General features: G+C 39.0%; 19 protein-coding genes. 6 read left to right on the top strand and 13 right to left on the bottom strand.

Annotation, left to right across the window (positions count from 1 at the left end):
• Positions 1 to 253: 253 nt before the first annotated feature.
• Positions 254 to 832, bottom strand: a complete 579-nt coding sequence (locus PSE60_RS13955) for a YceI family protein (protein ID WP_042851639.1) — start codon at positions 830 to 832, stop codon at positions 254 to 256.
• Between the two features lie 13 nt (positions 833 to 845).
• Positions 846 to 1,403 (bottom strand): cytochrome b, encoded by a 558-nt coding sequence (locus PSE60_RS13950; protein ID WP_004913280.1) that lies wholly within the window; start codon positions 1,401 to 1,403, stop codon positions 846 to 848.
• Between the two features lie 383 nt (positions 1,404 to 1,786).
• On the opposite strand from PSE60_RS13950, the gene PSE60_RS13945 reads away from it, so the two are divergent.
• Positions 1,787 to 2,416, top strand: a complete 630-nt coding sequence (locus PSE60_RS13945) for a glutathione S-transferase family protein (protein WP_272665791.1) — start codon at positions 1,787 to 1,789, stop codon at positions 2,414 to 2,416.
• A gap of 141 nt (positions 2,417 to 2,557) precedes the next feature.
• Here the strand turns inward: PSE60_RS13945 and PSE60_RS13940 are convergent, their stop codons facing one another.
• On the bottom strand, positions 2,558 to 3,178 hold the full coding sequence (locus PSE60_RS13940; protein ID WP_272665790.1) for a malonate decarboxylase holo-ACP synthase: 621 nt from the start codon (positions 3,176 to 3,178) through the stop codon (positions 2,558 to 2,560).
• 210 nt (positions 3,179 to 3,388) lie between these two features.
• Here PSE60_RS13940 and PSE60_RS13935 point away from each other — a divergent pair, with 210 nt between their 5' ends.
• Positions 3,389 to 4,357 carry an FUSC family protein gene (locus PSE60_RS13935; RefSeq protein WP_004913289.1) on the top strand — a complete coding sequence of 323 codons (969 nt, stop codon included), beginning with the start codon at positions 3,389 to 3,391 and terminating at the stop codon, positions 4,355 to 4,357.
• Between the two features lie 140 nt (positions 4,358 to 4,497).
• The gene (locus PSE60_RS13930) at positions 4,498 to 5,139 is read left to right on the top strand and encodes an NAD(P)-dependent oxidoreductase (protein ID WP_004913290.1); all 642 of its coding nucleotides are present in this window, start codon (positions 4,498 to 4,500) and stop codon (positions 5,137 to 5,139) included.
• 84 nt (positions 5,140 to 5,223) lie between these two features.
• Here the strand turns inward: PSE60_RS13930 and iolB are convergent, their stop codons facing one another.
• The 9 genes from iolB to PSE60_RS13885 all read right to left on the bottom strand — a co-directional run bounded on the left by iolB (position 5,224) and on the right by PSE60_RS13885 (position 17,858).
• Positions 5,224 to 6,054: a 5-deoxy-glucuronate isomerase gene (iolB, locus tag PSE60_RS13925; RefSeq protein WP_004913292.1), complete on the bottom strand. Its 831-nt coding sequence runs from the start codon at positions 6,052 to 6,054 to the stop codon at positions 5,224 to 5,226.
• A 187-nt stretch (positions 6,055 to 6,241) separates the two neighbouring features.
• Positions 6,242 to 7,135 (bottom strand): myo-inosose-2 dehydratase, encoded by an 894-nt coding sequence (gene iolE, locus PSE60_RS13920; RefSeq protein ID WP_272665789.1) that lies wholly within the window; start codon positions 7,133 to 7,135, stop codon positions 6,242 to 6,244.
• 30 nt (positions 7,136 to 7,165) lie between these two features.
• The gene (locus PSE60_RS13915; protein WP_210838905.1) at positions 7,166 to 9,070 is read right to left on the bottom strand and encodes a bifunctional 5-dehydro-2-deoxygluconokinase/5-dehydro-2-deoxyphosphogluconate aldolase; all 1,905 of its coding nucleotides are present in this window, start codon (positions 9,068 to 9,070) and stop codon (positions 7,166 to 7,168) included.
• Positions 9,071 to 9,095: 25 nt separating this feature from the next.
• Positions 9,096 to 10,229, bottom strand: a complete 1,134-nt coding sequence (locus tag PSE60_RS13910) for a Gfo/Idh/MocA family protein (RefSeq protein ID WP_004913299.1) — start codon at positions 10,227 to 10,229, stop codon at positions 9,096 to 9,098.
• 316 nt (positions 10,230 to 10,545) lie between these two features.
• A complete protein-coding gene (locus PSE60_RS13905; RefSeq protein WP_004262128.1) occupies positions 10,546 to 10,974 on the bottom strand; it encodes a PTS sugar transporter subunit IIA in 429 nt (142 codons plus the stop codon).
• Positions 10,975 to 11,028: 54 nt separating this feature from the next.
• On the bottom strand, positions 11,029 to 12,435 hold the full coding sequence (locus PSE60_RS13900; protein ID WP_004913304.1) for a sugar porter family MFS transporter: 1,407 nt from the start codon (positions 12,433 to 12,435) through the stop codon (positions 11,029 to 11,031).
• A 392-nt stretch (positions 12,436 to 12,827) separates the two neighbouring features.
• Positions 12,828 to 13,814, bottom strand: a complete 987-nt coding sequence (gene iolG / locus PSE60_RS13895; RefSeq protein ID WP_004262138.1) for an inositol 2-dehydrogenase — start codon at positions 13,812 to 13,814, stop codon at positions 12,828 to 12,830.
• A 582-nt stretch (positions 13,815 to 14,396) separates the two neighbouring features.
• Positions 14,397 to 16,334: a 3D-(3,5/4)-trihydroxycyclohexane-1,2-dione acylhydrolase (decyclizing) gene (iolD, locus tag PSE60_RS13890; RefSeq protein WP_272665788.1), complete on the bottom strand. Its 1,938-nt coding sequence runs from the start codon at positions 16,332 to 16,334 to the stop codon at positions 14,397 to 14,399.
• 12 nt (positions 16,335 to 16,346) lie between these two features.
• Positions 16,347 to 17,858, bottom strand: a complete 1,512-nt coding sequence (locus PSE60_RS13885; RefSeq protein ID WP_272665787.1) for a CoA-acylating methylmalonate-semialdehyde dehydrogenase — start codon at positions 17,856 to 17,858, stop codon at positions 16,347 to 16,349.
• A gap of 393 nt (positions 17,859 to 18,251) precedes the next feature.
• Between PSE60_RS13885 and PSE60_RS13880 the strand changes: the two genes are divergently transcribed.
• A complete protein-coding gene (locus PSE60_RS13880; RefSeq protein ID WP_004913314.1) occupies positions 18,252 to 19,088 on the top strand; it encodes a MurR/RpiR family transcriptional regulator in 837 nt (278 codons plus the stop codon).
• A gap of 232 nt (positions 19,089 to 19,320) precedes the next feature.
• Positions 19,321 to 20,316, top strand: a complete 996-nt coding sequence (locus PSE60_RS13875; RefSeq protein ID WP_272665786.1) for a hypothetical protein — start codon at positions 19,321 to 19,323, stop codon at positions 20,314 to 20,316.
• A gap of 110 nt (positions 20,317 to 20,426) precedes the next feature.
• On the opposite strand, the gene PSE60_RS13870 is transcribed toward PSE60_RS13875, so the two are convergent.
• Positions 20,427 to 20,681, bottom strand: coding sequence for a helix-turn-helix domain-containing protein (locus tag PSE60_RS13870; protein ID WP_210838914.1), 255 nt, complete (start codon positions 20,679 to 20,681; stop codon positions 20,427 to 20,429).
• Positions 20,682 to 21,588: 907 nt separating this feature from the next.
• Between PSE60_RS13870 and PSE60_RS13865 the strand changes: the two genes are divergently transcribed.
• Positions 21,589 to 22,473, top strand: a complete 885-nt coding sequence (locus PSE60_RS13865; protein WP_272665785.1) for a helix-turn-helix domain-containing protein — start codon at positions 21,589 to 21,591, stop codon at positions 22,471 to 22,473.
• Positions 22,474 to 22,480: the final 7 nt, after the last annotated feature.

Below are 22,480 nucleotides of genomic sequence, written 5' to 3'. Positions count from 1 at the left end.
GAACCAATTGCATATAATGCCATGGCATCTAAAACCGATAATATTCACGTATCTAAAGTGTTAATGCCACGAATTGAACGATAAAAAGTAATAATGCTTATTTTAGCTTGTATTAAAGTCGTCTAGCTATAGGAATAAGGGAAATTGCGAGGTTCAGACGGGGGAATTTGCCACAAAGAAACAATTTATAATACGCTGGATATAAAAAAACCTCCAGCACTCGAAAGCCTGAAGGTTTTTTATGATAAAAATCTTATTTAACTTGAACACCTTCAACTGAAATCAACAGTTGTGCTTCTTGAGATTTAGGACCCAAATCAGATTTGATGTTAAATTCTTTTAACTTAATATTACCTTCTGCTTCAAAACCTGCACGGTATCCACCCCAAGGATCTTTACCTTCGCCCATTAATTTAGCGTCTAATGTAATTGGCTTAGTGACACCATTTAAAGTGAAATCACCAGTGATTTTGTAGGCTTCACCGTCTTTCTTCACTTCTGTTGAAACGAATTTCGCTTCAGGGAATTTGGCTGCATTTAAGAAATCACCACTGCGTAAATGTTTGTCACGCTCTGCATGGTTAGTATCAATGCTACCTGTCTTAATAGTAACTTCGACTTTATCTTTTGATGGATCTTTTGCATCATAAGTAAAAGACCCATCAAAGTCTTTAAAACTACCATATACCCAGCTATAACCTAAATGCTGAATACGAAATTCAATAAACGCGTGTTGGCCTTGCTTATCAAATTGGTAAGTTTCTGCTAATGCTGAACCTGCCGTTAAAAAAAGTGCACCAGTAGCCAGACCAAGAACCGTTTTCTTCAACATAATTATCTCCACGTTACTTATCGGGGTTAAAACCCAACATTCTTTTTAATGTAATATCACGATCAAAAAAGTGATGTTTAAAAGCTGCAAAAGCATGCAACACTGATAATAGAACCACTGCCCAAGCTAAATATAAATGAACTTCACCTGCGGTATCTGCTTGTGTCGCAGCACCGGTAAATAGTGCAGGAACATCAAACCAACCAAACACACTAATAGGTTGTCCATCAGCAGTTGAGATTAAATAACCACTGATCAAAATACTGAATAAAATAATATAAATCAGAATTTGAACAATAATAGAGCTAGCTTTCGTTAATTTACTGTAGCTTGCTAATGGCTTCGGCGGCGGTGAAATAAATCGCCAAATCACACGAAATGCCATAACAATAAATAATAATATTCCTATACTTTTATGTATCTCAGGAGCTTGATGATACCAACTATCATAATAGCCTAGTGTCACCATCCATAAACCTAAAGCGAACATTCCATATACGACAATTGCGACTAGCCAATGTACGAGCAAAGAGATATGCCCATAGCGGCTTGCATTATTTTTCCATTGCATGATAAAAACCATTTAGAGAAGAAGGTAATATTTTATTAACTAAGCCGTAATAATCATAAGGTGAAATTAATTTTATTCCTATCCCAAAGTTAAACAAATATTTTGTTGAAGACATTCAAATACGATCAACATAATGAAAAATAGATTACTATTTGATTTTGTCTAGTTTTAATTATAAAAGTTGAATAAAGATTCTTCCACTTTTGTAAATGGTCGTAACTAAATACTTAGTTCATTTATTTATTAATTTCAATTAAATCTAGCTTATTCCTAATAGATATAAGCTATTTTCGATAAAATAACATTTGTAGGTCTGCCTTTTTCCCCATACATTGGTATTCGTCCTTTTAACATTGCGCGAACTGACTGATAGGTTAAATACTATGTATAAACTTTGGATAGCAAATAAAAACTACTCTTCATGGTCATTGCGCCCATGGGTTTTACTAAAGGTATTACAGATCCCGTTTGAAGAAAATTTGTGTTTATTTGAAAACGGTAAAAGCAGTCATGAGAAATTCAGTCGTTTTTCCCCTACCGGTTTAGTCCCTTGTTTAATCGATGAAAACCAAACAATATGGGATTCATTAGCCATTTGTGAATATATTGCAGAAGACTTCCCGCAAGTCTGGCCAAAAGATCGCAAAGCCAGAGCATGGGCTCGAAGTGCTAGCGCAGAAATGCACTCAGGTTTTAGTGCGTTACGCCAGCAGTGTCCGATGGATGGTGCTCATAATGCACCACTTAATAATATTTCAATTGAATTACAAACTGACTTAAACCGCTTGCAGAAACTATGGCAGGATGGGTTGAACCAATTTGGCGGCCCTTGGCTTGCGGGCAGTGAATTTGCGGCTGTAGATGCCTTCTTTGCACCCGTTGCCTTCCGAATCCGCAGTTATCATTTACCTGTAAACCCAGCGGCTAAACAATGGGTTGACCGAATTTTAGTTTTGCCTGCAATGAAAGAATGGCATGACGCAGGTTTACAAGAACCGAATATTGAGCATTAATAATAGGCGAATGGGGAGGCATTATGTGCCTCCGATTTTATTTGATTAGTAAAAAATCACCTGCTCGAACATCAAAATTAATATTTAACCAATTTGTCGGCTATTCAAGCTACAGTCGATTATTTAACAGACAAATGACAACTATAATTTCTCATCCCACGGGTCTGCCGTCATAACATCGCCAAGTGGTGTGTGTAATGTAACCTTTTCATTTTTAAACCACTCTGCTAATGAAAACCCCCCCTTAGGCGTTTCAACATGGATATCGATTGGGCAATAGGGTGTATTCGCCTTAATAGCAAACTCAGCAAAATCTTCTTTTTCTTGAGGGTTCGGACAGCGAATGACCACATCAAGGTCGCAGTCTGACAACATACTTTGGATATCTGTCGCTAAAGTGTAAGCACAGCTGCCTGTGACTCCCCATTGCCAAGGCCATTTAGTTTGCGAAATGATCCATAAAACCTGCACAGGTGGTAAAGCAATAAACATTGAACGTTGTAGTTCCACCGAATTTGCCACCAAGGATTCCACATTCATAATATGCGTGATTGCCGATTTTTCAATTTGTGTCGTGATGCGTTGGTGTGGCTTAATTCCTCGAATTGCGACAGTCAGTTTATTCTCATCCGCTTTATTTCGATATACCGTCAACGGTAATTTACTGTTCCATTGTGAGCCAACCCATTCAGGAAGCGATTCTATCGCGACATCATTATTACTGCTGACCCAAACAAAATCATGAGGATTGATTATTTGCATTTTATTACCTTTATGATTGCTACGACTGCTCTTCCCTATTATGCCTTTTTTGTCACATAAAAACAGAATATCAATACTAACAACGCCACTGATACCATTTAATGGTAACTTGTCATAAATACTGAGTGATTGCCTTGAAATTTCACACCGTATAATATTTAATTACGTTATTAATTAATGAGTTAAGATTCTATTTACGAGCATCGAATTATGAGAACGTTTCCTGCTATTCATGATGGGATTATTTTTACCAGCTGTATGTTTTTTAGTGCCGCAACTGCTTTTGTGATTTTAGATGCGCAAGCAGCGATGTGGGCGACATTCTCAACACTGTATTCATTTAATTTATTCAATGCAGCAAAAGAATATAAAAACTATGCTTACACCGCTTGTTGTTTATTGATGATTTTAGTGGCTATTTTTATCGGTGATACCCTGCGGCTTGGTACGGCGTATTATATTTATCTCGCCATTTTTTCGTTCATTTATTACCAATTGTATGGCACAGATCCCGCAATGGATTTAACGATGAAGTTTATGATTATCATGTCGACAATTGGCACCATTTTACCTGATATATCAAGAAGTTTGGCGTTAGGTTTTATTATTGGCAGTGGAGTAACGCTAATCACGTATTATCTCCTTAGTCATAAAATGACACGCCATAGCGTTATTACGAGTGCTTTAGTTGAACAAAATTTGTTTACGTTGAGAAAAAATATTATTCCCCGTTCGATGATTTATGCTTTAGGGCTATTACTCGCACTTGCCATTCCACGCAGTATAGATCTAGGGCACTTTTATTGGACATTATTGACCTTTGTTTTTGTATTGCATCCAAAATCACAAAGCATCGTTAAAATTACTTTGCAGAGAGTCTTAGGCAGCCTTATTTCTGTTTTATTGCTGTATTTTTTATTCAACCTACCACTTATGCCATACATCGGTTTAATTGCAGTTGTGGTATTCGCCTTTTTAATGCCAATGAGTTTTCATCATGGATATACGTTTATGACATTTGTCGTGACAAGCTTAATTTTATCCATTCTTGAGCTCGTTATATATTGGCGTCACCCAACCTATGAATTATTGTTTGACCGCGTTCTTGAAACCGCCTTAGGAGGAACCATCGCCATCATGACGAGTATTATTTTAAAGTTATTTAGAGAAACAAAATAAAATTAAGCATATTCCCCAATAAGAACGTCTGTTCTATACTCAAAAAAGAACACATTGGGAAAAGAAGTCTTAGTCCTAAAGCCTAGCCCTATCAGTATCATTACTCTTGAGTGTGACATTCAAGCAAAGAGGAACTGAAGATGAAAATATCGATTATTGGCGCAACAGGTTTTGTTGGCAGAGCATTAGTTGCTGAAGCGCTACTTCGGCATCACCAAGTAACAGCGATTTCTCGTCATAGTAATCAACTATCTCAACACGCTCACTTAATCACCGCGGCTGGAGATATCACCGATATTCCATGGTTAACCTCTCGGCTAAAGGGGCAGGATGTTGTCATCAGTGCGTTTAATGGCGGTTGGCAGAACCCTAATTTGTATCAAGATACTGTTGCGGGTAACCTCGCAATTTTACATGCTGTACAAAAATCCATGGTCAAACGGTTCATTGTTGTGGGTGGTGCAGGAAGTCTAAAAACCACTGCAGGTATTGATTTAATTGACTCCCCTGATTTTCCTGCTGAAATAAAGCCTGGCGCCCAAGCAATGAGAGAATTTAAAAACCAATTACAATCCATTGATTCATTAGATTGGACCTACGTTTCTCCTGCCGCCATGCTTGAAGAAGGAGAAAGAACAGAAACCTTCCGGCTTGGCGGGAATCAATTATTAATGAATGGTAATACTCCCGCTAAAATTTCTGTTGAAGACTTTGCAGTTGCTATTCTTGATGAAGTGAATAATTCACAATTTATTCGCCAACAATTTACCGCAGCCTATTAAGTTTAAGCATAAAAAAGCCGGTAAATAGTTACCGGCAAAGATAGATAACAGAACTTAATTCATTCACATATTGCTGTTTTTAACTTACTTTTCACGATGTTTCGCTGCATAGATTTCGCTGTTCACCCAGTTATGGTCTTTTTCCCATGTAAATAACCATTTACGTGTTGGTCCCGCCATCACATTAAGGTAATAGTTATCATAGCCAGCCACTGTCGCCATTGGGTGATACCCTTTTGGTACCATAACAACATCTTTGTTATATACCGCCATGCACTCATCTAACTCGCGGTCGTCAGTGTAAACACGCTGCATACAAAAACCTTGAGATGGATTTAAACGATGATAATAGGTTTCTTCTAGATAAGTTTCATTGGGTTCATTATCGGTGTCATGTTTATGGCTTGGATAAGAGCTGGTGCAGCCTTCATCTGTAAAGACCTCCACGACTAATAAGCTGTCAGCGGCTTTATCATCCGGTAAAATATTATGCACGTAGCGCTTGTTATAACCATGGCCACGTTGCTCTGCACCAATATCATCTGGACCAATTAAACGTGTTGGATAGGTGCCCTTTCCTTTAGCACTGCAAACGGCCAATTCAAGGTCAGTATCTGCGATGACCTCAGCAAACTCTTGGGCTGTCACATACACAGCATAGGGTTTTTTACGTTCGAAAGGATCCATTCGGTCGCCAATGTTTTCAAACGTTTGATTAGTTGTTTTAATCGTCGCTTTACCTGCGACTAAGACTAAGCACATTTCATTTTCAGAAGCAGGTAAGGAAATAGACTCACCTTGTTTTAATTCGTAAACATCAAAGTGAACATAACCCCAGTTAGCGATTTGTGGAGTGATATGCTGAGTACGCTTATGTGCATCTGGAGCATGGTATTTCGACAATAATTTTGACATAACTTTCCTCTGACACTTTTTAGATTCTAGATAGACAATTCTTTTTAGTCACTAACCGTTTCATCAATCAAATAGTTCAGTTTGTGGCTAGGCGGCTAGCGCACCAATCCCTAGGAGCATACACAAGTATGTGACTAGGGGGGGTAAGCGAAGCCAACAACGCCACAGACTGAAATATGACGACGATTTAGATTAAACCCGCATCCTTAGCAAACTTAGACAAATTGTTGTAACCCAATGTGGCATAAGTTAATGGATGTGCAATCGCAGGGTCTTGCTCTGCTTCAACCACCAGCCAGCCATTTTCATATTGGCTATTTTTCAATACCTTAAACACGTCAGGATAGTTAACGCAACCATCACCCGGTACCGTGAACACACCGGCTAATACGGCATCTAAGAAGCTGGTTTTACGGTTTTTAACATCTTTTAGGACATCTGCACGGACATCTTTGCAATGTACGTGATTGATCCGTTTTGCCCAACGCTTAGCCACTTCAACCGGGTCTGCACCTGCAAAGGTTAAGTGGCCAGTATCTAGCAATAAACCAACTTCATCGCCCGTGTGCTTCATTAGGTTATCAACATCTTCTGCTGACTCAATCACGGTTCCCATATGGTGGTGATAGGCGATTTTCACGCCTTGAGATAAGGTATATTTCGCGAATTCGGTCAGTTTCTTACCGTATTCTTCCCATTTATCGGCTGGGAACAATGGACGCATATGAACAGGTTTGTTTTGGTCGCCATGAATACAGTTGGTCACTTCTGCAAACACCATCACTTTAGCGCCTAAATCACGCAGTAACGCTAAGTGCCCTTGTACCGCTTCAATTTCTTCTTCCACACTGCGAGATAATAGTTCTCCCGAATACCAGCCTGAAACCAGTTGTAAGTCATGCTGTTTTAAAATCGGTCCTAAAACTTCCGCTTTGCGTGGAAATTTATTGCCTAATTCGAAACCAGCGAAACCTGCTTGACGACCTTCAGTTAAACATGTTTCTAGAGATGTTTCTGCCCCTAAAGTGGGTAAATCATCATTCGTCCATGTCAAAGGGTTGATACCAAGTTGGATTGCCATGATGAAGCTCCTGTGTAGGTAAAAGTAATATTATTTACGCTGACGCCATAGGGCTATCAGGTTTAAGTAATTAGCTTTGATTTTCTGAACTAGCTCATCGTCATTGATTTCGCCTTTCATCCACTCCAACGAAGGCTTACCAAATAAGGTACGACCAACAGCAAATCCTTTGACGATGGGTTTCCCAGCTGCGGCATTAAAACCTGCTTGTAACTCAGCTTGTGGCGCATCAAGCCCTAATAGCACGACACCGCGGCAGTATGGGTCACGCTCTTGGATCAGCGCATCGACTTCATCCCAATTTTCTGCTTGTAGTGGTGGTAATTTCCACCAATCAGGCTTGATACCTAAGTTATAGAAACGTTTGATTGCGCGTAAATACAGCTCATCATTGCGTTCCATATCCGCGGGTAATATCACTTCAAGCAATAATTCATGGCCTGATTGACAACAAGCGCTGTACACTTCCTGAACTGTTTTTTCTTGTTCTAAACGCAGAGGATGGTTGTCTTCTGGATGGAAAAATACCAAACATTTCACAATATGCTCTTTTGGCCAACTGATCAGCTGAGAACCGATATTGCCATGTTCTAAGCACAATGGTCTTGATGCCGGTAGCTCAATTGGACGGCCTATCCACCAACCACGACCAGTCACATCATTCAATACGTCTTGGCCAAAGGTACTGTCGCAAAGTAGCCCAGCTTTACCTTGTAAATTTGCTTCTTCAGCCACTTCACTGCTAGCACGGAAAATCAACTTCTTCAAATAAGGAATACAGGAAATATCAGCACCAGCATTACGAGCCATATCAACGAATTGGATGCGATGGTCGAATGCCATGACACAGAGCTCATTCCACTGTGTGCTACGTGAAGTCACTCGATGCAGATGGTTGAGTATAGGATCGAGATCTGGACGTGGTACTGCCGCAGCACGTTCAAGGTAATTATCTAACTCGATTTTTGTTGGCATTGCAGGTGCACAGCCATGGCGAGAAACCACTAAAGCCCCACAAGCGTTCGCATAAGCACAGGCTTTTTCCCAACCATCACCGTTTAAATAACCGCGTAGTAGACCAGACATAAATGCATCACCAGCACCTAATACGTTAAGTACTTCAACTCTGACACCATGAACAGTGATCCCTTCATCTAATGTTTCTGGGATCGCACCGCTAAATACGGAGCAGCCAAGAGAACCGCGTTTACACACCAGTTCCGCATCCGTCAATTGGCGAATGTTCTTGAGTGCTTGTACCGTATCCGTTGTCCCGCCTGCAATATGAAATTCTTCTTCTGTCCCGACAATCAAATCGAACATCGATAACACATCTTGCAGTTGTTGCGTGACACTATCGGAAGCAATAAAGCGCGTTTCCCCGTCACCGAGAGACGTTAACCCCCATAAGACTGGGCGATAATCGATATCAATGGCTGTTTTGACGTTATTACGTTTAGCATATTCCAACGCTTTCAATACGGCCGCGCGAGTTTTCGGATTCGATAAATGCGTTCCTGTAATTGCCAAGCAGCGTGCGGATGCAATATATTCTTCGGTAAAATCATTTGGCGTAATCGCCATATCTGCACAGTTATCACGATAGAAAATTAATGGGAAAGTATCCTGATCTTTGATCCCTAAGATAACTAATGCCGTTAATCTGTCTTTGTCTGTAATAAGATGGCTGGTATCACAGCCTACACGCTGTAATTCCTCACGTAAAAAACGCCCCATGTGCTCATCCCCCACACGGGCAAGCATTGACGATTTTAATCCTTGTATTGCAGTGCCGAATGCCACGTTTCCTGAAGAGCCGCCTAAATATTTGGCAAACGAACTCACATCTTCTAAACGAGAACCTATCTGTTGTCCGTACAGGTCAACGGCAATACGGCCCATACAGATAACATCTAACTTCTTCTGCTTATCCATTAATTACCCCTTAACTACAACAGAATTAATTGATTTCTTTAACGTTAACCCAACGTTGTTCATCATATGAACGTGCTATCGCGTCTAATATTCGTGATACTTTCCAGCCCTCTTCAAAATCAGGCCACATTGGCTGCCCTGTTGCAACGCCATCAATTAAATCACGCACTTCAACTGTTTTTTGGTCATTAAAGCCAATACCATGACCTGCACCATTACAAAATGGCGCATAATCCGGGTGCTCTGGCCCCACAAAAATGGTTTTAAAACCTTGACGGTTGCTAGGTTCATCATGACGATAGAGCTTTAGCTCTGCCATTCTTTCTTGAGTGAAAGACAGTGTCCCTTTGGTGCCAGTCACCACATAGGTTAGTCCCATTTTACGGCCAGCGGCGATTCGTGAAGTTTCTATAACGCCCATTGCGCCACCAGCAAAACGCACCATGGCATGCGCCTGATCTTCATTTTCAACCGTAACCATGACGGCTGAACCCGCTTTTTCTGGACGCTGTTTAATGACAATTTCCATATCACCACAAACGGTTTCAATATCCCCTACTAGGAATTGCGCCATATTAATAATATGTGCAGATAAATCCCCCAAGGCACCTAGGCCAGCTTTTTCTTTAAAACAATGCCAGTGAATCGGCGCGCTAGGGTCAGCCATATAATCTTCATTATGGGTACCATAAAAATGGATAACTTCTCCAATTTCGCCATTTGCAATGATTTCTTTGGCTAGCTGAGAGGTAGGGTTTTTCATATAGTTAAAACCCACTAACGTTAAAACACCCGCCTTTTTAGCCGCTTCGACCATTTCTTTGGCATCTTCAGAATTGAGCGCTAATGGTTTTTCGCAATAAACATGTTTACCGTGCTTAATTGCCTCCATTGCCATTTCTTTGTGCAGGAAATTAGGCGAACAGATATCCACCACGTCAATATTTGGATCTGCAACTAATTTTCGCCAGTCATCGGTTGCACGATTAAATCCCATTTCCTGAGCTCGGGTCTGTGCTAACTCAGGGGTAATTTCTGCAATCATTTCACGAACCAATTTCCCCTGTAATGGAAAAACGGTTGCTGCTTGTGCATAAGCAATGGCATGAGCTCGTCCTATATAGCCAGTACCTATCATCCCGATACGGATCTCTTTCATCTGTTCTACCTCTCGCTCATTTTATGTAACACAATGGCTGGCCTAATACTTGTTCCAGATTTTTATTTCAATAATCATGTTATACGGAACATTCGTTTCACTTTCAATATTATTGGAAATATTAATTTCATTATGTGATCCAACGTGAATTTTTAATGTAATCAATTAATATATAAGAAAATAAATATTAAATTTACGGAAGGGAAAAACAATAGAAGCGTCATAACGTGGAATGAAATGAAATAGAATAACTAAAGATGAAATTTATTGGGTATGGGATCAGGTAAAGATCCCATACTCTCTTCAGAACTCAAAACTAGCGATGAAGAATGCTTAAAAATTCTTCTTTACTTGATGTCAAAGACAATGCATTGGCAATAAACTCATCACTGAAAATCAGTGCGATTTCCCTAAGTACATCAATGTGTTCTCTTGATTTTGCAATCACACCTATTGCGATAAACATCACATTGGTCCGGTCCCATATCACACCGTCAGGGAATTGAAAAATTTCAACACCAGTATGCAAGATAATATCATTAGCAGACTTAGGTAGATGTGGCAACGTGATGCCATTCCCCAAAAATGTTGATATTTGCTGTTCCCTTTCCGTTAAGAAATGCACACAATCCCTATCAACATAACCTTTATTTTTAAATTCCGTACCCACCATTTTGAGTACTTCAGCTTTATTTCTTGCCTGACAACCTAAATGCAAATTACTTGTGGTTAGTTGTTCTATCATATCCAACCCTCGATTAAGTTAATTAGGTATATTCACACCACCAATAAGTAATAATTACATTGATGAGAGCTCTTCTTCTAATTGCTCTAATGATTTGTTTGATGTTTCTGGTAATAACTTCACCACAAAAACGATAGCTAAGTAGTTTATTACCGCAAAAATTAAGAATACTGGACCTAAACCAAGTTCTGCTTGTAATACAGGGAATAAATAACTCACAATCGCATTCATAATCCACATAAAGAAGACTGAGATCCCCATAGATAACCCGCGGATTTTAAGTGGAAATAGCTCTGCAAGTACTACCCAAGTTAAAAAGCCCATTGTTCCTTGCATAACCCCAACAAACACCGCGCCAAGTAACCAAATTAATGTTGCTTTAACATCCCCGGTTAAGAAGTAGTCTGTTGCTGCAATTAATAAGTGTAACGATGCCATTAAAGCAAAACCACCAACAATCAGCGTCTTACGTTTAAATCGGTCAACAAGGAATAGAACCCCTATCACCATACCACCGACAGAAAATACACCATTTAATACGTTGAAAACTAAAGAAGTTTGCTCAGAAAAACCCGCTGTTTTGAGAATTTCTGTACCATAATACATAATAACGTTAACCCCGGTCGTTTGCTGTAATGCCGCCCACACCATCCCAATTAATACCAATTTAAAAATCCAAGGCGTATTAAAAATTAACGCTAAATTTTGTTTATTGGCATTCGGGTGACGTTTAGCTTCCGCAGCTTCAACATCTAATAAGGTCACGATATCTTCATATTCTTGAATGGCGCGTTTTTCAGGGCGAATTTGCTTCAAGATTTTCAGCGCTTCTTCACGACGGTTTTTACTCATTAGCCAGCGTGGGCTTTCAGGCGCTTTCCACATACCAAATAACAGACACAGTGCAGGTACCGCCTGCACTAACAGCATATAACGCCAGACATCCGGTAAATGGCCCCAAATAGAACCGATAATTGCATTGATAGCAAATGCCGCTAGCTGCCCGATAACAATAGCAACTTCATTGAGTCCGGTAAGTTTTCCCCGCATTTCAGTCGGAGCCACTTCCGAAATAAATGTCGGTGCTGTCACCGAAGCCCCGCCCACCGCAAAGCCCAATATAAACCGAGCAATAAGAAGAACTTCAATATTTGGAGCCGCCGCAGATAAAAATGCCCCAAATAAAAATAGAAATGAGAGGTAAAGCAAATAAGTACGGCGCCCGACAAAGTCTGCTACACGTCCACCACAAACACTGCCTAATGCCGCTCCCACTAATAGGACACTCATTACCAGCCCTTCCGTGGTTGGCGTTAAGCCCATGTTTTCTTTCAGTGATGAAAATGCACCGTTAATGACACCAGTATCATAACCAAATAGTAATCCACCAAAGGTTGCAACCAAGGTTATTTGATGCAACCTTTTTCTCTGTTGTTGATTGAGATTCATGATTAATGACATATTATTACCTTATTATTTGAATCATTATGTCTTACCAAAAAAACAATTTTTCAATATTTAAATAAATTTTTAATGTTAAATGTTAAATAATGAAATAAGTTTCTGGCACTCTGGTTTGAATCGCTACTTTGCTAACTTTAGGCCTGATCGATAAACTCTTTGAAAATAGTTTTCGCGAATTTAAAACGATAAATACATCAGTTAAATTAAAAAAAGTAAGATTATAAAAAGCCTCAATTAATCTCAGAACATTGAAAGCCTAAAGAGTATTAAATAAAAGTAAGGTCAGTATTTTATATACTCATTGATAAATGAATATATTTACAATTGCGGCTAAAAATAGATTTTTAACCGCAAGTCTATAATTAAGTTAAATAGTATTACCGTATTAATTACAATTTAACTTCTTTACCTGTTTTTAATGATTCCAGCGCTTTGTCTGCAAGATATAAAGCCAATTCACCATCGGTACCTGTCGTTTCAGATTCCGCACGACCAGCTAAGATATCAACAAAATGCTGCCACTCTGCTTGGTATGCCTCATGGTAACGTTGTAAGAAGAAATACTCTGGCTTGGCGGATAAGCACCCAACTTCGCTTAACAGCGCAACACTGTTCTCTTTAATATTACCTGCCGTTAATAAGCCTTTTTCACCATGTAATTCAATGCGTTGGTCATAACCATAACCTGAACGACGGCTGTTAGAAATGGTCGCCATTGCGCCAGATGGGAATTTTAAGATGATAAACGCAGTATCAATATCACCTGCTTGACCGATAGCAGGGTCAACAACATTGCTGCCTTGTGCGTAGACAGAGCAAGGCTCTTCGCCAATCATAAAGCGCGCCATATCAAAATCATGAATCGTCATATCTCTGAACATACCACCGGAGACTTTCACGTATTCCGCAGGTGGTGGTGACGGATCACGAGACGTGATAATTAAAGATTCTGCTTTACCAATAGCGCCTTGTTGGAATAAATTTTTCAAGTGGCGAAATTGAGGGTCATAGCGACGATTAAAACCAATAAACAGTGGAACATTATGTTCTTTCACGCTTTTTAAACACTGCTTCACACGCTCAAGGTCGAGATGAACAGGTTTTTCACAGAAGATCACTTTTTTATGTTTGGCGGCGAGTTCGATTAAATCAGCGTGAGTATCTGTGGCTGAAGCGATTAAAACCCCCTGTATATTAGGGTCTTGCATTGCTTCTTCTGTCGTCTGTACTTTTGCTTGGTATTTTTCAGCCAAGGCAACCGCATTCGGTTGATAAGGGTCGATAACAGAATAAAGTTTGGTTTCTTTATGGCCGGCAATATTAACAGCATGAACCTGTCCGATACGTCCTGCGCCGAATAGTGCTATATTGAACATTCAAATGCTCCTTGATACCTTAAATCCACTATTTGGATATTACGGAATATACCAAATAAAACATTCATTTCAATTTATAATTTTTTGAAAATTATATTTTTGGGCTCTAGATAACAAATGTTATATTAAAGTGTATTTTTAGTGTTATTCAGATCACAAATTGACAATGTAAGCGAGCAGCATTTAACAATAAAGTCAGTGTTTGCTCGCACATTAAATTTTCATGACTTCTTTTTTTGATCTTTTTTTACCTTAAAATAAAACATACATTTCAATAAAATAATTTTCAAACTATAAGAACCATAAAAAAACCCAGCCAAAGCTGGGTATATAATCCAAATGATCCGAGTTGTATTGGCGATTAGCGTAGTGCTGTCCCCTATACAACTTGAAGTATAGCGAATATAGAACGGCAAGTAATAACCACTATGCAAATTAAAACCAAAGCAATCCCTGCTAATTTTCCAGTAACTACCCTACTTAGTTACACATCTGACCCATTAAGAAAACGAAGAACATTCCTCGACGGTAAAACACCGTCGAGTTATTTGGATACTATAAGACACTAACGCAATATATTGATTAATAAAGACGTACTTTATGTTCCACCATCTCTTTAATCTTTTCAGCAGAAGCAACTATTTGAGGCTTTTTAGAAATTTGTGCCGTTCCTGTCCGCCACCAAGCTTCATAACCATTGGTCATTGTTTTCGGAAGTACTTTAATATCAATCAATACACAGCCCGAATGGGACTTCGCGTCTTTCAGTGCGGCAATCAATTGTTCCTCATCATGTACTCGATAACTTTTACAGCCATAGCTTTCTGCGTTTTTAGCAAAATCGACCTTCACTAACGGCCCATCCATCAACCCCGTCTGTGGGTTTCGATGGCGGTTCTCTGTACCAAAACTTCCCATGCCTTGGCTCATTTGCAGATTATTAATACAGCCGAATCCCGCGTTATCAAACAATAAAATGGTGATCTTAATATTCTCCTGAATCGCGGTTTGCAGTTCACTGTGTAGCATTAAATAAGAGCCATCTCCAACCATCGCATAAACAGGTTGTTTCGGTGCAGCGATTTTAGCTCCAACAGCGGCGGCAATTTCATAGCCCATACATGAATAGCCATATTCAAGATGATAGGTATCCCTTTGTTTTGGTAACCAAATACGTTGTAAATCACCCGGTAATGAACCTGCAGCACCTACAATAATGGCATCGTCTTCCATACATTGCTGCATCAAGCCTAACACCCGTGTTTGCGCCAGTTCTGTACCAAGCGTTTTACGGTACTCTTCAAGCTTGTCATCAAGATGGCCTGCAATTTCAGGAACAAAATCTAATGGCCGGTACTGTATACTAAACAAGCGCTCCAGCTCATTTTTCCATTGTTGTTTAGCCTGCTGAATTTCATCCCCCCACTGAGTTTCATAGTGAGAATCTTTCAATTTTATACTCAGTGCTTGTAACGCTTCTTTGGCATCTGCAACCACTTTCAATGCATCTAACTTACTTGCATCAAACTCCGCAACATTGATATTTAAGAATGTTACATTTGGATGGCTAAATAATGACTTCGAGGCGGTGGTAAAATCCGTAAAGCGAGTCCCCACCCCAATCACTAAGTCAGTTTCTTTAGCCAACAAATTTGCTGCTAGCCCACCTGTTGTACCAATTCCGCCCATATTCAAGGGATGACTAGCAACGACGGCACTTTTACCCGCTTGGGTTTCGCCAAATGGAATACGGTAATCTTCAGCAAATTGCAAAAATGCGTCGTGAGCTTCGGAATAACGTACCCCACCACCACAGATGAGTAATGGTTTTTTCTTGCTACGAATTAGATTTACGGCTTCTTCGATACTCACCGCTGTCGGTGGTCTACGTTCAATACGATGGATGCGTTTTTGGAAAAAATAATCGGGGTAATCCCACGTCTCGCCTTGAACATCTTGGGGTAGGCAAATGGTTACCGTGCCAGTATCCGCAGGGTCAGTTAACACTCGCATGGCATTGACCATCGCCGCCATCAGCTGTTCAGGCCGTGAAACCCTATCCCAATAACGTGAAACTGGGCGAAAACAATCATTAGTACTGATAGTTCCATCACCGTATTGTTCGACTTGCTGCAATACTGGGTCGGGCTGACGAGTCGCAAAGGTATCCCCTGGCAACAATAATAATGGAATACGATTGGCAGTTGCCGTTGCTGCTGCGGTGATCATATTTGCGGCACCAGGGCCGACTGAGGATGTCACAGCAAAAATTTGTTTACGTTTTTTTTGTTTAGCAAAACCCGTCGCAATGTGCGCCATACCTTGCTCATTACATCCTTGATAAACGCGTAGATGACCAGGCGCTTCTTCAAGCGCCTGACCTAAACCCACAACGTTACCATGGCCAAAAATCGTAAATACTCCCTGAATAAACGGATACTGCTCACCATCGACATCAACATATTGTTGGTTGAGAAATTTAACCAACGCCTGAGCGGTCGTCATTTTCTGCTTATTCATACGGGTCTCCGTTTATTCCATGGTTGGCATTGTGAAACTACTTTCATGGTGCTCTAAGCGAACACTTGCAGGCCAACGGCTAGTGACTGTTTTCATGCGAGTATAGAAGCGAACACCGTCATTTCCATGTACATTTAATGGACCAAAAATAGACCGTTTCCAACCACCAAAACTGTGGAATGCCATCGGTACTGGAATAGGTATGTTAATCCCGACCATTCCCGCCTGAACATTTTCTTGGAATTCGCGCGCTGTTTCGCCATCACGAGTGAAAATAGCCGTTCCATTACCATATTCATGTTGGTTAATCAGTTTCAAACCCGTTTCAAAGTCTGGAACTCGCACTACGGCTAATACAGGCCCAAAAATTTCTTCTTGATAAATGTCCATTTCAGGCGTGACATTATCAAATAATGTTGGCCCTACAAAATAACCATTTTCAAAGCCTTTCACTTTAAAATCACGGCCATCGACCAATAATGTCGCACCTTGTTTTTCACCGCTGGTAATATAGTCGCAGATTTTTGCTTTGTGCTGTGCTGAAATTACGGGCCCCATGTCATTTTCTTTGCCTTCCGTCAAACCTGGGCCCACTGACATTTTAGCAATTTGGCCTTTCAGGTTAGCAATGAGCGCATCTGCCGTTTCATCACCAACAGCTAAGACAACGGATAATGCCATGCAACGTTCACCTGCAGCACCGAACGCTGCACCCATAATAGCATTAGCAGCCTGCCCCATGTCGGCATCAGGCATTAAGATACAATGGTTTTTCGCGCCACCAAGTGCTTGGCAGCGTTTACCATGAGCAGATGCCGTCGTGTAAATATATTCAGCAATAGGTGTTGAGCCAACAAAACTAACGGCTTGAACTTCTGGTGCAGTTAAGAGTACATCGACGGATTCTTTGTCCCCTTGAACAACATTAAATACGCCATCAGGTAAACCAGCTTCTTTTAATAATTTAGCTAATGCTAATGCTAAAGAAGGATCTTTTTCTGACGGTTTTAAAACAAAAGTATTACCTGTTGCAATAGCCACTGGGAACATCCACATCGGTACCATTGCAGGGAAATTAAATGGCGTGATCCCCGCGCAAACGCCCAAAGGCTGCATTAATGATTGGCTATCAACACCTGTAGCAACATTGGCTGAATGCTCACCTTTTTGTAAGTGAGGAATACCACATGCAAATTCAACGACTTCTAAACCTCGGGTTAATTCACCTACCGCATCAGAAAAAACTTTACCGTGTTCTCTTGAAATTAAACGCGCCAGTTCATCCATATTCTCTTCAAGTAAAGCTTTAAATTTGAATAAAACCCGAGAGCGTTTTAGGGGAGATAGTTTTGACCATTTAGGAAATGCTTTATTCGCAATCTCAATAGCTTTTTTTGTTTCATCGGCACTACTGAGTACAACTTGAGCAATTTGCTCCCCCGTTGCCGGGTTGAATACAGGCGCAAAACGCCCACTTTTGCTGGATACTATTTCACCACCAATGAAATTATGAATCTGTTCCATGTTGCCTCTCTTTAGCTGACAGAGTTACCTTGTTACTCAATGTATATGAAATATTTGTTTCATTTACAACTAAATTTGAAATAACATTCAATTTATGTGATCTAGACAAAGTTTTTGCGAAATTTTAATCGCGACTAAAAAAATACCAATCCTAAACTTATATCCATCACCTATTTATTGGCTATTTTGCCGTTGTATTGAGTTAAACAGGGCTTTCTTTCAATCAAGAAAACAAGAGAACAAATTGATGTAAGCTGTTCAATTTATTATCCCAAATTCAAATTACTTTACGATTCTAAAAAAAGAAAATTTTTAAATATGAACTAAGTGTTTCAAAAAGATTCGACTAACGCTGTAAAACAACTACAATTAGAGCCAAATTCTGGAGGTTATATGTCAAGTGCATCAAATTTAAATGAGTTTCAAGAGCAAGTTCGCTCGCGATATGACGAACTAAGTAAACGGCTACAGCAAGTGGCACGCTATGTATTAGACAATACGAATAGTGTCGCGTTTGATACCGTTGCCGTCATTGCAAAGGAAGCTAAGGTTCCGCCTTCGACGCTGATCCGCTTTGCAAATGCTTTTAATTTCAGTGGGTTTAATGAAATGAAACAATTATTTCGTATGAACCTTGTGGAAGAGACGGCCAGCTACACAGATAGAGCCCGTATGTTTCGTGAAATGGATGGTTCCCAAGAACTGAGTGATGACCCTTCGCAAATTTTGAAGGAGTTCGCTCATTCTAACGCCCAAGCGTTACAACAAATGGCAGCTAGAACCCCTGCTGAAGATATTGAAAAAGCTGTATCGCTTTTAGCGAATGCACAGAATATCTACATTATCGGTTTGCGTCGTTCATTCAGCGTTGCAACATATTTAAGTTACGCACTTAGCCATTTGGAATGCCGTCCTGTCCTTATTGATGGGCTTGGTGGAATGTTCAAAGAGCAGATCAGTCGGATCAGTGAAAACGACGTTGTAATTTCAATCAGTTTCACACCTTACGCCTCGGAAACTGTCATGGTAAGTGAGAAAGCGGCTCAAGCGGGTGCACAGCAAATCGTTATTACTGATAGCCAAATCAGCCCGTTGGCAAGTTTCAGTGATGTTTGTTTTGTTATCAAAGAAGCCCAAGTAGATGCATTTCGTTCGCAGTCAGCCACCTTATGTTTAGCACAATCACTGACCGTTGCATTAGCCTATCGTCAAGGTAGCAGCTTAGTCTAGTTATACGGCTCTGTAATTAAACACCTCCATTAATTCAGAGCCTCTTCCTACCTTTTCCCTGATTAACATACACGTCATTATTGAATACTTATTAAGTTTCATTTTTTTCTTTAATTTGTGAATCCCATCAGAAAATACAAATTCTAAAATGACAATAAAATGAAATTATTATTTCACCCTGCTATGTTGGAATTATATCGCGTGTTAGATAAACTAAGAATAAGGGCTAAGCATGTTAAATACACACTTTCTTTATTTACTCGGCCACCTGCGTTTACTTGAAGAACAGCATTCTGTCACGTCAATTAATCGTTCTGGTATTGGTTTAATCGGCACTGCTCCTTATAACCAACTTTATATAGATGCGATAAAATGCTGCACCCATCATAGTGAGCTAAAGTCAATTTGCCATTTGTCCCCATCTCTTCCTTCTATGACTGACTTCATGTGCCAAAAGAAAAAGATAGAAGAGCTAATCAACAATGATGACGTTGATTGCATAATAATGACATCCACTTGCAGTGATGAGTTACTAAGATTTGCTATTCAGACTGCGGTAACTGCAGGAAAAGATGTTCTATTAAATGATATCCCTAACTTTAGTGAAAGCGAACTGAATGAAGTATTTAAGCAAGCCGTGCGCCATGACGTATTTATTGACTACAACCAGCCTTTGAGCTTTGATAACCAGTTCAATCAAATAAAAGCATCTTTAATGCCTAAACAGGGTAGCGAAACAGGGTTATTACGTATCACAACACACCGAATAGTAGAGCCTGAAAACCAACTACCATTCAATATATTACGAAACACCATCACAAAGAACATAGAATTATTGTTATCATTAATGCCTGATTTTGTCCTTTCACTCCCTTCTATTCAGTTCTCGCATCCCTTTACTCAAAGAGCCGATGGCGACGTATTAATAATTAATCTACGCCAAGAAAACGGTTTATTGGTTTCATTTGAAATCTTTTTCAATACAGGAAAGATCTCAGATAAACTATCATTGAAGCAGTGCAATAACCGCTATGAGGTAGAGAAAAAACTTTCTTTTAATGAAAAATATCAAGAGGTTAATCAAGATAATTTCATTGTAAAGCAACTTGACCAATTTGTTTTAAGACTCAGTAGTAACACAAAATTAGCTAAGATTAATCAATGGAGCCACGCTAATGAGCTAACAGATAAAGTAATAAAACAGCTAAATATCTATGGATATATTTGATTACCATAAAATATAAAGATTATTCTGATAGAAACAGAACACATTATTATATTAGTGGGTTATATAATAGTACTGTAAAATTTAATATAACATAATCAAATTACTTACAATCAGTGTATTAATCTACACGTTCCACTATTTACATTTACAACCCCATATAAAAAAGAAGCCGGGTCAACATTGAAGAGATATGCAAATTGAAATAATGAATCAACATCAATACAACTCTCTCCTGTCTCAAATCGATTCATTTCTTCTTCTGTTACACCGATTAAGCTCGCCATTCTTTCTATCGATATTTTATGATTTTCTCGTTGTTTTCGGATTTTTATCCCTAGCATTTTAGCAATACTTTCTTTCCCCATAATAACCTCTACTAAATATTAAAATTAATATAATTAACCGGTGCGTAAATTATCACCAACCATAAATTTATAAATTGACTTAAAATAATAAAAACCTAATTAAACAAGTCATTTAAAGACCATTCATTTATGACTTAAAAACCCAATTTTTAGCTAATACAATGATATAAATAGACTATATAATTTCACCATTACATTTAACTCGTGAAGCTGGTCACATTGTTTAATCTCACTATCAATAGCTAAATTTACATTATAATCAGTTGACGACTAAACGTTGTATTTTCACGTTAACTAAAATTCTAGCTTAGATCTTCAATTAGATAAAACCATCTTGCTTGATTTAATGTTATAACCTTAAGAAATTAGTGACAATTTGTATTCATGCGTATCAATAAGTTTCCAGAGGATAATTATAATAACTTTAATTTTTTCACATCATAAAAAAAGACGTTTTTTTTTATTTATTAGTCGGAATTACAACATTAAATTTAGATGATAAAGCAAAATATTTCATGTTATGCTTATAATACTAAATGACCTTTTCAGATTAATGGTTTACATTACACACTTCTTATATTGAACCTCCAAAATAGATTACTTCAACAGACTGTTTTCGATAAAAATAAAATTACTTCACCCTATTTATGCCATGTTCATTACTTTCAGTCCATACTGCAATATGTAAAAATTAGACAAATTATGTAAACTCTAAATAGGTGTATTTAGGTAATATTCCTACTTTTCTACCTCCCAAAACTTACTTAACTTCACATCTTTTTAATAAAATTGTCAGTTGGCGTGGTATCCTATTACGAGCACCTATGAATACTTGCCAGTCATAACCTTGATGTATTTTATGGCTTATTATTTTATTGGTAAGTAAAAGAGACCTGAAAGGAAAATCATGCTACAAGAAAGTGTTATCAGGGAAATCATTCTCTGGATAGAACAAAATTTAGAATCTCGCCTATCCCTAGATACTGTTGCCGATAAATCAGGATACACCAAATGGCACTTTCAGCGCCTGTTTAAGAATCAAACAGGGCTCGCGCTTGGTTCCTATATCCGAGCCAGACGCCTTTCTTGTTCTGCTGTCGCATTACGGCTAACAAATGACAGCATCATGGACATTTCTCTGAGGTACCGTTTTGACTCACAACAAACTTTTTGCCGCGCGTTTAAAAAGCAATTTAATCTCACCCCTTCTGAATATCGAAAACGCGAAGGTTGGAAGATTGAAGGGTTCTGTTTACCTCTACGAGAAAGTAAAGAGTTAAATGTTCGAGTTAAATTGACTCAATTACCAGCCATTAATTTACTCGGCATTAAACATCGTTACACTAAAGATATTAATGAGTGGAACCTAAAAACAGATGAGCTACGCCGATACTATTGGAAAGCTTTTTTCGATAAAAACCCTTATGTCACTCAGCATTTATATGCAATTCATGGTGTAGATCAAAGTGCGAATGCAGAAGGCCATTTCCTGTATACCACGGCTCTAGATGAACAAGATGTAGAGATTGCACTTCCCCATACAACCCACTTACAATTACCTGCAGGAGATTATTTAGAAATCAAGATCATTAGTAGCCTTCATGGTATAGATTACAATGATATTATTTATACTGCTTATGGGAAGGTACTTGCTGAAATGGACATCGTCCGTGGCGAAGGGCCTGATGTAGAACAATATGTCCTGAAATCTAAACCCTCTTATGAAGTATTCATGAATGACTCACGCAATTTCATTCAAGAGCTAAATTACTATATTCCTGTTATTATTTAATAACTCG

Origin of the sequence: Providencia sp. PROV174 (genome assembly GCF_028480685.1) — a bacterium.
Classification (GTDB): domain Bacteria; phylum Pseudomonadota; class Gammaproteobacteria; order Enterobacterales; family Enterobacteriaceae; genus Providencia; species Providencia rettgeri.
The sequence above is the reverse complement of the archived record's forward strand: the minus strand, read 5'-3'. Positions and strand labels throughout refer to the sequence as shown.